Here is a 12181-nt window from a genome sequence, read left to right on the forward strand (position 1 = left end):
CTTCAGTGGTGATCGATCACTGCGCGTCGTGCTGTTGCAGCACATCGAAGTCATCGAATTGATGCGGTCGGTGTTCAAGCGCTATTTCGACGAGGCCGAGTATGCAGATCATCGGACGTTGAAGTCCATCGCCGACGTCGCCGCGGGTACGGGCATGTGATTGGCCGGAGTCCGGGGCCCGGTCGGATTCTGTTCGTCGAATACCGATCGTTGTGGCTGCGACATGGTGACGCCAGTTTTTTGGGGGAGGTGCAGTGGGGGAGATGCTGAAAGCCGATCTCGATGCGATCAGGTCGTTGGGGGCGCAGCTGAAGGTCACAGCGGACGAAGTCGCGCAGGTTGCCGCGCCCGTCAGCGGCAGTACTGACGCAGTGGTGATGCCTGACGCCGGTATCGACGATCTTCTGGGTCGGCTGACGGCGGCTTTCGAGACCACCGTGGCGGAACACAGTTCCGCAGCGCTCGCCTTGGCCGAAGGCGCTACTACGTCCGCGGCCACCTATGAAGCCGTTGAGGACGCATTCATGCGACAGCTCGGCTCGTTGACCCACGGGTTCGGCCAGTGATGACTCCGACGATTCCCCAGGTCGAGTCGTGGAACCCGCAGACGCTGGCTGCGGCGGGCAGCGCGATGAAGACAGCGGGGACGGCTCTCGTCGACCGCTTGGCCGAAGTGGACCTCGCGGTCGACCGGTGCGCACAGACGTGGGTAGGCGACGCAAGCGCGGCCGCGTCGATGTCCGCGGTCTCGGAGGTGCTTACCGCAACGGCGTCGAAACGCGCGGCCGACACCGCAGGTGACGCGATGGTCACGCATGGAGAGGCGCTCGATGCCTATCGCACAGCACTTCTGACCGTTCGCGATACCGCTGTCGACCTCAACGGCATGTCCGTTGCACCGGACGGAACTGTCACCAGCCCAACGGTTCCCGGTGCCAACGATGACCCACTCCGCCCGGTGTTGCAGGGCATACTCGACAGGCAAGCGGCGGATTTCCAAATCAGCTTGAAAGAGAATCTGGCTCACTGCGGATCCGCTCTGACGGCGCTGAGGTCGGCACTGACCGATGGTCTGGCAGACCTCGAACAACACGGTGGTCCCGGTGGTACCAGTGTCGGTTCAGCGGTGCTCTCGGCCGAAGACGGTAGGGCGATCGGTACTGCGGTGCGAGATGCCATCGGTGACGGTGAATCGATCCCAGCTGACATCCTCGTCGAACTCACCGAGGACCTGCGGGCCACGGGGATCGAACCCGCGCAGCTCGAGAATTACTTGGGCGGCGGCACTGCAACGATCCCTGCGAGCACCCAGCAGTTTCTGAAGGAGTTCTACGACGCCGCGGGTGTCGACGGCTTCACCGCCGCCAGCCGAGAGTTGCAATCGCAGGGTTCGGCCGGTCAGCAGGCGGCAGCCTCACTCGCCAACGGCGTCATGGTCTTGTCCAACGAGAACGTCGGCACCGGCCGAGGCGCGGATGGGACTCTCACCGGAGCCGGCACCTACGAAAACTTGCCTCAGGACATGCGTGACCTCATTTCGACTCGACCACGTCTCGGTATCGACGGACTGGACAGCAATGCGTTCACGTATCCCGGTGACGGTCCGATCGTCGATGATCACCGGAACTTCGACGAGGGCCAGAGCAAGCTGTTCGACGCCCTGTCGCTGGCGGAGGCGGGCAACGAGCCCGGGACGAAGATGTCGACCGAGCTGATTCGACAGGGAATGCACCTGTCCGCGATCGATGCCCATGGCGGAGCCCTGCCTTTCAGCAACGAACCTATCGACACTGCCGGTCACACGGAAGCCCTCGAGAAGGCAATTGCTCTCGGTTCCCGTAATGCCGAAGGTGCGCACGCCATCCTGACCGGCGAGGGTGGGCCGGAGATCCTCGGATCGGGGTACCACGCAGATACTGCGGTGATGCCGTTGCTGCAGCGCGACGACGGTACGGCGATGGCATCTCTCACCGATTGGATTCCGCGTGATGCGCACTCGACGGCGGCCGAAGGGTCCGCCGAGGTCGAGGACTCGGTGCGGGCAGGGGCCGCGGCACGTGGTCTGGCAGAGATCATGGCCAGTACCGAATCATCGTATGGCACAAACAATTACACGACACTGCTGTCGGGTGATCCGAAGATCGGTGGCGGTACGGCGGTTCAGGTCGCCGAGGCGCTCGCCCCGTTCGTGGGGGACATGACCGGTATGCCGGGTGATCTCACGCAGACGCATGGCTTCGGCGAGTTCGGCGGCAGCAAGGACTACATCGGCGGACCTGTTGAGCCGCTTCGTGTTTTCAGTATTCTCGACTCCGATGATCAGGCCAGCCAGATCATCAACGGCACTGCGCTCGCTGAGAGTCAACGGATGGATCGGCTGTTCGCGACAACCGGCGATGCGTCGCTGGGGGACCAGGCTTATCGACTGCAGTGGCTTGTCGATCACGGGCTCAGTACCGAAATGGACCAACGTGTGCAGGACGGAGTCGACAAGCAGGAAGCTGCCGATGCCCGGAACTCGAAGTTCACTGCAGCGTGGACAGCGGGGCAAATCGTTGCCGGTGGATTGGGCCCTGGTGGAATCGCCGTCGCGGCTGGCTCCGAGTTTCTGAAGCCGTATGTGCTGTCTGTCGAGGATCTCGATTCGCCGGTGGCTCCCGAGCTGACCCTCGATGCATCGCAGTTCGGATTCGATCGCAGGAGTGATGAGTATTCGGCGAGTAAGTGGGGCAGCCCGGACTTCAGGCGACATAGCGTTCTCGACGCACTGGTCAGCGCTGGTGCGGTGAATATCCAGGATGTTCCTGATTCGTACAGGAATGAGGATGGGACGGCACTGCTTCCGTATTCTGAGGCCGTAAGGAACTATCTGGATGAGCCATACCGAGTGCGTACTGATGCGTCGCACATTGTTGCCCAGCTGATCGAGCGTGCCGGTATCTCGAATCTTGAAGAATACTCGCAGAATGCGACGGGTGATGAGCAGGAAGATTTACTATGGACTGCGATTCGTCCGGTGGGAAATAGCCCTGATAGGGAGGAGATTTTGAAGTGGTTGGCAAGTGAGGAATCGGCGCTCAGTCCACGCAATGCCTGGCCGACAGCGATCTACGGATGAGTATGGGTAGAAGTCTGCGAAATGTCAGCGCGATACTGTTGATTGTGGCAACTGGGATGACTGCCTGTGGCTTGGAGACAAAGGACAGAGCTGCTCCGCTGACTACACTGGCACCGAGCTGGCCCGCTACTGATGCCTATGTGGTTCCCGATCAACTACGCGATACAACGATGGTGTGGTCGGCGGAACCGGGTATTGACCTCTTCTCGGCTGAGGGAACAGTGATTCGCGCGGCCGATGAGTCTGCCGTCATTGCGATGATGATTGGTCTCAAATATTCGTACATAGGGTTCGCGGAAAGTTCGCGTAGTAAGGGCGGTGGGATATATCAGGGAGATTTCATTACTGATACCGGCCAAGGGCCTTTTGTTGGAACCGTCTACGGTCACATTCAACAAATCATCCCGAACGAACGTGGCTTCGACGCTGTGGTCTGTGTGCTGTCTGTCGGAGTCGGAGTGCTGGAGAACGAGAAATACTCGCCGGCACGTTTCGCCAACGGTGAGGGCGAAGAATTGCGAACGCGATTCACTCGCGCCGGCGGCGCAGTAGGGGCACCCATCGCAACCCAGCCCCCGGTCGGACCACAGCCCGATCAGGCGCAGTGGCAGGCACCTGTCGATGATCAATTCATCGGTTGGGAAATCGACGGATTCGTTGACAACGATCCGGCCACCGCAGGGGTCGGCCGCTGCACTCAGTGGGCGCGATCGCTGTATCCGGACACGACTCCCACCATCGAGCGTGATGCCATGGACACTCCGCCACCGGTACAGCCCGCCTACCCTGGTTGGCCAGATTCCGCGAATTGACCGGACGTATTCGACGGGTACATCGTTTCAACGAAGAGGCCAATACTGTGATCAGCTCCCACGAAGAACTCGGCGCGAAAGTTCGTCGACTGCAACAAACCGTGGCCGACATCCATGGCATCACACAACTCGATGGCGTCACTGTCCGGACGGATGCGAACGGTCGCCTCACCGGGCTCCAGGTGAGCCGCGACGCCTACGTCCGTGGACCCGACGTGTTGGCCGACCTGATCATGCGTGCGTACAACCGGACTGCTGACGATGTCCAGCGGCGCACTGCAGCAGTGATGGCGGAACTGCGCGAAGACCCGATGGTGGCTCGGATCTCCGACGTGACCGACAGCAGAGCAAACCATGGCGTGAGGCTCGAAGGGGCATGCGACACGTCGGAACCGGCAATGCGGCCGGTTGAGTTGTCTCAGCCCGGGGACAAGTCCGTTGCACAGCAGGCTTTCTCGGCGCTGTCGCATACCCGGTCTGTGGGCCGCGGCCCCAACAAGTCCGAAGCGGACGTTGACCGCTACTACCAGCGCAAGTCGTGGCTGGAATAGATTCGGTAACGTCCGCGCGTTTGCCAGCGACTATTTCTGGAGTGTCCGCGCACAGCGGACTTGGGACGAGAGAGTGCGAGCGCATGGGTTTCATGGATGGCTTGATCGGCAACGCAGGAAAGATCGATCCAGCTGCAGCGCATCAGGAATACAGCCGACTACTGGGTAGCGGCGAGCAGATTCACGCGGCGTATCAGCTGGTGCGGGATGCGTTCCTGTTCACGAACCGTCGGTTGCTGATGATCGACAAGCAAGGGCTTACCGGTAAGAAGGTCGAGTACCACAGCGTGCTCTACCGTTCGATCACGCACTTCGCCGTCGAAACCGCTGGAACTTTCGACCTGGACGCTGAATTGAAGATCTGGATTTCGGGCAATGCGACACCTATTCAAAAGCAGTTCACCAAGCAGGTCGACATCTACGAGGTCCAAGCGATTCTCTCGCACTTCGTGGTGTCCTGATCTTCCAGCAATATCGCGCATCGTAAAAATCGAACGAAGTCCCTTGGGCGGCTCTTGCGTCGACAATCGAAGGTTGCGACACGATTGCGACGGCTGACTGAAAGCTGATCACGTTCTACGCGGATGAACACCGGTACGCAAACATTCCATGACACCCGATGAGAGAAGGACCCCAATGGCAAGCCCCTGGCACATTCTGATCCTCCTGTTCCTTCTGATGATTCCGATAGCGATCATCGGCGCAATCGTCTATGCCGTTCTCTCCTCGAACCGTCGACGTTCTTCAGCTGTAGCGGCTCTTCCTCACACAGCCGCACCGGGTTGGTATGTCGACCCCGAAAATCGATGCCAGCTCAGGTGGTTCGACGGCGGGCGGTGGACCGATGCAGTCGCCCCGACCGGCCCGGTTCCGCCCACAACGCTTTGACCTGCCGGGCGGAGACACTGGTGAGATCAACCAAGTCGATCTCCTGGACATGAGAGTCTTCCTTGATGTCGCGACTCGGGGCCAGCATGGTGTGCGGTGGGGTGATGGCGTTGCCTCAGCATCTCTTGTCACTCGACCAAAAAGCTTTGCTCGGCATGAAGTGATTCCCCATCACGAACATCGACATCCAGGACGTAGGTGTAAGAACCGGGTCCGATGTTGAAGCCCCATCCTCCTCCGTTGTCGCAACCACCGAGTTTTTGCTCTCGAGTAAGCATTACAGATCCGGATGCGTCGAGAACCTTGGATTTTTCTACGCAGTATTGGCCAACGCCTCGACCGTTGTCGTTCTCCCAGTGCAGGTTCAGGCTCGCATAAAGCGCTCCGATGTCCTTCAATATCGAGCCAACCGCGAAGTGGTTCGGCGCAATCTCAGTCCCTGAGTCGGCCGGGCTTCCGTGACCCTTGATGATCAGCGGCACCAGATTCGACTAAGGTGCCACCGGCACCGAAGCTTTCAGATCCGAAGTAGTCGACGTCAGGGCAAATTTCAGATGATTGTTGCCGATTACTTCATTCCATGCTCCAGCCGCGTTCGCGATCAAGGCGTCCGGTAGATCGGTGAAAAGTGAGACAGCAACGCTCATCCGGTGAAGCGCGCGGTTCCGCGCCGAACCGTTGACCAGCTGACCGGCCGTCAATCCACACTGTGCAACGTCCGCCAACATGTCGCGGAACTGCCGGGCGTCGATCTTGTCGTAAGTGCGCATCACTTCGGCTGCGGATGTGAAGCACTGCCATGCGGTACTGCCGGTCTCGAACGCAGTGAGAAGGGCATCGCCGTCGACTCCGAGCATGCCGACGCCGGTGAGGATGGTTCCCAGTTGGAGCGCGACAGGGTCCACGTCGATATTCACTGTGGCCTCGGCGGTCCCTGGCGGAAACACCACTCGGCCACCCGTTTGCGGTAGTAGGAGGCCATCCCCGGACCTACTGTGTAGCCACGTGGCGAGAAGCTCATTGCTACCCACCGCGCCGGTGTTGGAATACGTGCCGTTCGGGGCTGAGGAGACGCCGTAGTACTGATCCGAACGGTTGGCGAACTCGATCCCAACGCCGTCCACATCCGTCAAGCACCCCTGTACGGGTGCATCCGGTGCGGTGGATGCAAGAGAGTAGTCGGCACCATCGATGGTGAGCTCGGTGCTGCATGAACTACCGGTAGGGCCGGAACTCATCGTCATATCAGCGATCAACTGATCGAACGCTTTACCTGCGTCGGCAATGACCAGTTGGAAGTCCGTCAGATGGGACGTACTCGCGGATACGATTCGTGTGACCGGATCCCAATCAGCCGTCTCGTAATCTGAGGAAGTTGGCTCGCCCGCGGTGCTGGATCGAACAAGCGGTCGGACGGTGTCGCTGATCAAATGTGCAAGCTCAGGTCGGTCTGACAGATCGAATTTCAATTCGATGGGGGATGACGGTTGCGCCCCGCCTTCGAGTTCTATTGCTACAGAATCCATTTCACCCAGGATGGCTTGAATGTCGGAACCTTCGATGGGGTCACTCGTGGGTGCGATGGTCAGAGATGTCCCCGGCGGAGCAGTTTCGGAGCGTGCCGTCGCTGTGACTCGAATACCGTCGACGTCCAGCGACACGCTGGCACCGTCCGTCTCCATGCTGGCCACCGCAGAATTTCCTGTCTGCGGTGTACCTGATTGTGCAGTGCCCGCAGTGTCGACCTCGGAACTACAGGATGCCGCCACCAGGCACAGAACCGTCAAGGGTGCCACGAGCAAGCGAAACGACGACATTGTCCAACCGATCAGAGGGGCGGAAGCAAGGCGATTGTTGCACCGATCTGCGATCTGGAATGTCGACCGATCGGATGACACCCGCTTCCGGGGAGTACCGAGGTCATCCGAACAGAGGACTGCGTTCCGCATCCCGGTGCCAGTAGATTCCCGACATGCGCAATGGACGGCTTTCCCGGTGAGTATTCCGCCGCCCCCCACCACCCCCCTCCTCCCTCTCTGCCTCCGGCCCCGGGCCACGAGCAGCCGTACTGGAACGGACAGCAGCCCTACGGATACCAGCAACAGCCACGCACCAATGGTCTGGCGATTGCAGCGTTGGTCGGTGGGCTGGTTCTCGCGCCCTTGGGGATCGTGCTGGGGCACATCGCGCTGTCACAGATCAAGCGCTCGGGTGAGCAGGGTCGCGGCCTCGCCCTGGCGGGCCTGATCATCGGGTACATCTTCACCACGCTGATGGTTCTGTCGATCGTGTGGCTGATGATGATCGCCAATGCCGTCAGCAGTGCGTTCGACAATTTCGATTCGGATACCTACTCGTCCGATTACTACGCCACTCAGACTTCTCAGTCCTACTCGACGTACGCAAGCACGGCACCGACGTACGACTCGGCAAGTACGGCCGAGGTAATCGAAAATGCGTCCGTAGGTGATTGCGTCTCGCGGATACTTGGATCATCCAACGGAGACGGGACCAACTCCGTCACGGTCACCGAGGCATCGTGCGGATCGGCCAGTGCTACTCACCGCGTCACGAGCCGAGGATCGCGTGCCTCGGACTGCTCGTACGACTGGGTGAGCACCGATAATCCGATCGTCGTGTTGTGTCTCACCGAACAATGACCGCGGGCCTGCGAGCCGCCACAAGAAGAGTTCGCTCGTGAGTCTGCCCCCGCCGCCGCCTCCGCCACCGCCCGTTGGTTCTCAGCACCCAGCAGTCGCAACGCGTAGGCGGGGTTGGGTGATCGCTTCCGTGGCCGTTGTGGTGGTCGGTGCGCTTGCTGCAGGCGCCTGACGGCGGTCAACCTCCTGCGTGACTCCGAAGACGGGCCAGTCGCCGGCCAACTGACGAACACGTATCCCACTCAGCCCCAAGAAGGTTGGTCCTTGTCGGTAGATGAAGTACTGCCGGGTGGATCGTTCCTGTGGCCCGACTCTCTGTCGGCTACGTACGGCGTCGCCAACTTCACCGAGATCGGTTCGACCTTGGTGACCACAGTGGGCACGGGCCCGGGGCAGCAGAGCGAAGTCGTGGCCGTGGACGCGGCGACAGGCCGAGTCAAGTGGCACACCCCCGCCGACGGAACCATCACGTGTGCAACCAACGTCATCGACTCCACTCTGCCGTGCGTCGTGAGCAAGCGGGGCGAGCGGGCAGCGGAGGTCCAGTTCTACGATATCGAGACGGGTGACGTCCAGTCCACGGTCGATCGGCCGTCGGCGGAAATGGTCGAAGTGTCCGACGGCTCTGTTTTCACCATCGACAGCTTCCAAGGCGGCTACACGATCGCTCGCGGAACTCAGCGCGACCTCGATGCGCAGTGGTCGACCACCGAGACGTGGGATACCCAATGTGTCGGGTCGGGCGATGCTCATCACTTCGACGTTTCCGAGGGCATTGTGCACTTTTCGAGCATCCGGACCATCGCTCTCGACGCGGCCGATGGGCGACTGATTTCCGATCCGAATCTCGGAAGCTTCGTCCGGTTGCCCGGTCAGGGTTTCGCTGGGGTTCTGTGTGAAATGCCCATTTCTGACGACGGATACACCACAGCCGTCTCGTCGGGCGATGGAACCGAGATTTTTCGAGCTGAGCGTGAATACCCGGCAGACCCATGGTTGGTCGCCGAGTCCGAGAGTCGCCCGTTCGTGGGATCCGACGGTGCATACAACATCGAGGACGGATCCCCTGTGTGGACTGTCGAAGGGGGCGAGTACTTCTCGCTCAAGAAGGTTATCGGCGACATCGTGTTGGGAACGGATACGGAGACGTTGTCCGGGTACCGACTCGACACCGGTGAGCAGCTCTGGTCGACGCGAGTGGGGGAGAACCTCCAGTTCGTCGAATCGGATGGTGAGCAGGTCCTGCTCAGCGTCGACGACGGTCTCGTAGCAGTGAACCTGACGGACGGCACAACCAGCTGGTTCTTGGACGGTGACGACGGCTACGCGAGGTGGGGTAAGGCTCACGACGGGCTGGCCTCCATCACCAACGACGCCTTCACCTATTACCCGCCGACCGGGGGAGCGTCCGGTGTACCCGGCAGGCTCCCGAGCGCCGGAGACAGCGGCGATTCCGAGGACCAGTTCGTTACCAAGTGCGGCAGTACTCCCGTTCTCACGCCGATCGAATATCGCACACAGGCCGAGGGTCTCGTTGTGCGCATGGAGATGAAAGCGTCCTGTCCAGGCGGAGACATCGTCTCGACGAACGCGATGAGGGTATCGATCACCGACAGCGGATCCAGTGTCGCATCGGCAGTGTTCGACTTCTCGGATTCGCCTGTCTATCTGCCGAGGACGGACAGAACGAACACCACGAACTCGATCGAGCGCGAGTTCCTGTACGAACTCGACAGTTTCTGGCGACTACCGAACAGCCTCGGTTCGTCCTCCAGCCTGACCGACGCAACGGCGTCGGGCTCCCAACTCGTCGAATGCGAGGACGAAGGAACGAGCGACTCCAGCTTGACGACCGGCTCTCCGTCACAGGCTCGGACAAACAGCCCCATCACGGCCGTACGTAGCGCAGCGCCGACCACCGCCGACGTCGAGACCACGAGCCTCGACGCACTCAGGGCACAGGCCAACGCCGATTTGCCCTACGTCCGAGGCGATTTGGCCGACCGATGGGTGGCGCAGATCTCCTCCAAGCGAATTGGACTCGACGCCGCTGACATCAACGGCGCTCAGGTCCGGTGGACGGCCGAAGAGATCTTGCGTCAGCACTTGCAGTTGAGACTGATGTATCCGGAAGTACGGCTGCTGTGGAGTGACGAGTGGCGAACATTCGATCTGCGCGGTTGGTGGATCACCGTTGCGGGCCTGACTTTTGCCGATGCGGACGCAGCCAACGGATGGTGCGACTCGAAAAATATCGCCCTCGATCAGTGTTTCGCGAAGATCGTGAGCAACAGCCGAGATTCTTCGGGCACCACAAAGTACCGACGGTGATCGGTGGAGCATCGTCCACCGATCAAATGACTGTTCAATTCCCCATCCCCGTCGGATAATTCAGCCCACTGTCCATATCCCCCGAGGAGCTCGGCGCGTGCCCGGAGAAAACCAATATCAGTACGGTCAACCGACTACCAGCGGTGCGCCTCAACCCCCTACCTTCTACCCGCCACCGCCCGGCCACCCCGGGACACCGCCGCCACAACCTCCGCAGCAGAACCGTGCTCCAGCGCGGTCGGCCTTCACCGACATACCGGTGGGAGACTACATTCGGGACGGCGTGGCCGGCGTCCTGCTCTTCGTCTCGTTCTTTCTGCCGTGGACGCTCGAGTTCGGCATCACACGCGGGGGATCGGGTGGCATCATCGCGCTCGTTGTTCTCCTGACCTTGCTGTCCTTGGCGTCGCTCGGCCTGCCCTACTTCGCGCGCTTGGGAATGCTGGGGCAGAACTGGCAGGTCGGCCAGGTGCGGGTGCTGCGACTCGCTCTGAACGGTCCGCTCATCGCGATGGTGGTGGTATTCCTTCTGTACGACGTGATCCGAGGGATGTTTCGCTTCAGCGAAACCTCGTCGATTTTCACCGGCGACGGGATCGGTTCGGCTGCGTGGTTCGGTGTGGCGGGTGCACTCTTGGCCGCGCAACCTCGTGCAGCAGAGCTACGAATGGACTCACGCGCAGGAAGCCGTTGGTTGGGGTGGATCAAACCGCTATTGATCGTTGCAGCCGGATTGGCAGTCGTATCCGGCCTACTGTCTCTGATTTTCGTTCTGGTGTCGGCGAGTCGGTATTCGTCGGACGGTGGCTACGTTCTTCAAAGTCTGGTCGGTGGAGTGACTTCGGCGGCAGTACCGGTCGTGGTGCTGGGTGTGATAGCGGCCGGGGCGGCCAACCGCTTCGAGTCCTGGAGGCTCACGGTTGCAGGCCTCGGCCCTGCCCTGCTCGTCGGTGCGTTCTTTCTCTCGTTCGACGATCTGACCGGAGTAGAGCTGTTTCACAACGCATTCGGAAGTCCCTATTATGCGATCACCTTGCTCGTCGCGGCCAGTGTGATCGCCTACCTGCCGTTCGGGCTTCCCGCGGCGACCGACGCCACTCACGCAGGATACGTATGGCTCGATGCAGCCCGGAACGGACTTCGAGTCATAGCATTCTGGAGCTTCGGCACCGCATTCTCGCTGCTCGCCTACGTCATCACCCAAGCGGTGTCGGGCTGGAACGACGTCGGCGAATCGATTGCTCTCGCTGTCTTCGCTCTGCTGATCGGTGTACTTGCGGTCGTCGGGGCTCAATCATTGGCATTTCGTTACAACTCGCCGGATCCGCGACCCTCGCGAGAGGTGGTCATCGGAATCTGTCTGGGTCTTTTGGCGCTGATGATCGGTCGGCTCATTACTCAGTCGATCATGTACGACTCCGACTTTCCCAGCGTCTGGGTCTTCGACCTGGCGATGAGCGCCTCGACGATCATCATCGCCCTGTCGGTTGCCGTCGCACCCGCCGTGCGTGACCTCTACTCCGGGGTGTCCCTCTTCGCGTCGGTCACAGCGGGCCCCTCGCCGGTCGGTGGTTACGGACAGTCTCATTCTTCGCAGGTGCAGTACACGCAGTCCCAGCAGTTCGTTGGGCCTGTCGACGCCGCGTCCGACCCGCGCACTTCCGCCGCGACACTGTTCGAGATCGCCACGACATCACCGGAACTGCGTCCAGCGGTAGCTGCGAATCCGTCGACCTACGAGGACCTGATCGTGTGGCTCGGAAAGCTCGGTGACCCCGCCGTCGACGCCGCCCTGTCTCGCCGCGCAGCCGGGCAGTTCGG

Annotated in this window: 11 protein-coding genes; 9 read left to right on the top strand and 2 right to left on the bottom strand. The window is 60.9% G+C overall.

Going from position 1 to position 12181, the window contains the following annotated elements; all coding sequences use genetic code 11:
- Positions 1 to 254 precede the first annotated feature (254 nt).
- The 6 genes from RHBS_RS15990 (at position 255) to RHBS_RS32300 (ending at position 5369) form a co-directional block, all read left to right on the top strand.
- Positions 255 to 566 carry a hypothetical protein gene (locus RHBS_RS15990; protein ID WP_121873078.1) on the top strand — a complete coding sequence of 104 codons (312 nt, stop codon included), beginning with the start codon at positions 255 to 257 and terminating at the stop codon, positions 564 to 566.
- Positions 566 to 3118, top strand: coding sequence for a hypothetical protein (locus RHBS_RS15995; RefSeq protein WP_121873077.1), 2553 nt, complete (start codon positions 566 to 568; stop codon positions 3116 to 3118). Before RHBS_RS15990 ends, RHBS_RS15995 begins: the two co-directional genes overlap by 1 nt.
- Positions 3119 to 3258: 140 nt before the next feature.
- On the top strand, positions 3259 to 3930 hold the full coding sequence (locus RHBS_RS16000) for a hypothetical protein (protein WP_128646016.1): 672 nt from the start codon (positions 3259 to 3261) through the stop codon (positions 3928 to 3930).
- 47 nt (positions 3931 to 3977) lie between these two features.
- Complete coding sequence (locus RHBS_RS16005) at positions 3978 to 4481, top strand: YbaB/EbfC family nucleoid-associated protein (protein ID WP_187298514.1); 504 nt, start codon at positions 3978 to 3980, stop codon at positions 4479 to 4481.
- Positions 4482 to 4564: 83 nt separating this feature from the next.
- Positions 4565 to 4942 (top strand): PH domain-containing protein, encoded by a 378-nt coding sequence (locus RHBS_RS16010; RefSeq protein ID WP_032379830.1) that lies wholly within the window; start codon positions 4565 to 4567, stop codon positions 4940 to 4942.
- Between the two features lie 217 nt (positions 4943 to 5159).
- Positions 5160 to 5369, top strand: a complete 210-nt coding sequence (locus RHBS_RS32300) for a DUF2510 domain-containing protein (protein ID WP_374700615.1) — start codon at positions 5160 to 5162, stop codon at positions 5367 to 5369.
- A 128-nt stretch (positions 5370 to 5497) separates the two neighbouring features.
- Here the strand turns inward: RHBS_RS32300 and RHBS_RS16020 are convergent, their stop codons facing one another.
- Together RHBS_RS16020 and RHBS_RS16025 are read right to left on the bottom strand one after the other, a co-directional pair.
- On the bottom strand, positions 5498 to 5851 hold the full coding sequence (locus tag RHBS_RS16020) for a hypothetical protein (protein ID WP_121873073.1): 354 nt from the start codon (positions 5849 to 5851) through the stop codon (positions 5498 to 5500).
- A 9-nt stretch (positions 5852 to 5860) separates the two neighbouring features.
- On the bottom strand, positions 5861 to 7060 hold the full coding sequence (locus tag RHBS_RS16025) for a hypothetical protein (protein ID WP_128646017.1): 1200 nt from the start codon (positions 7058 to 7060) through the stop codon (positions 5861 to 5863).
- Positions 7061 to 7348: 288 nt separating this feature from the next.
- Here RHBS_RS16025 and RHBS_RS16030 point away from each other — a divergent pair, with 288 nt between their 5' ends.
- The 3 genes from RHBS_RS16030 to RHBS_RS16040 form a co-directional block, all read left to right on the top strand.
- Positions 7349 to 8029 carry a DUF4190 domain-containing protein gene (locus RHBS_RS16030; RefSeq protein WP_128646018.1) on the top strand — a complete coding sequence of 227 codons (681 nt, stop codon included), beginning with the start codon at positions 7349 to 7351 and terminating at the stop codon, positions 8027 to 8029.
- Between the two features lie 264 nt (positions 8030 to 8293).
- A complete protein-coding gene (locus RHBS_RS16035; protein ID WP_237669271.1) occupies positions 8294 to 10360 on the top strand; it encodes a PQQ-binding-like beta-propeller repeat protein in 2067 nt (688 codons plus the stop codon).
- A 259-nt stretch (positions 10361 to 10619) separates the two neighbouring features.
- Positions 10620 to 12181, top strand: a 1562-nt coding sequence (locus RHBS_RS16040) for a hypothetical protein (RefSeq protein ID WP_145977527.1), incomplete at its 3' end; no start/stop codon positions are given.

The organism is Rhodococcus sp. BS-15, assembly GCF_000813105.1.
Classification (GTDB): domain Bacteria; phylum Actinomycetota; class Actinomycetes; order Mycobacteriales; family Mycobacteriaceae; genus Rhodococcoides.

Coding starts and splice junctions, on each gene's coding strand:
- RHBS_RS16010 (WP_032379830.1), top strand. CDS start 4,565: ATGGGTTTCATGGATGGCTTGATCGGCAACGCAGGAAAGATCGATCCA.
- RHBS_RS16030 (WP_128646018.1), top strand. CDS start 7,349: ATGGACGGCTTTCCCGGTGAGTATTCCGCCGCCCCCCACCACCCCCCT.
- RHBS_RS32300 (WP_374700615.1), top strand. CDS start 5,160: ATGATTCCGATAGCGATCATCGGCGCAATCGTCTATGCCGTTCTCTCC.
- RHBS_RS15995 (WP_121873077.1), top strand. CDS start 566: ATGACTCCGACGATTCCCCAGGTCGAGTCGTGGAACCCGCAGACGCTG.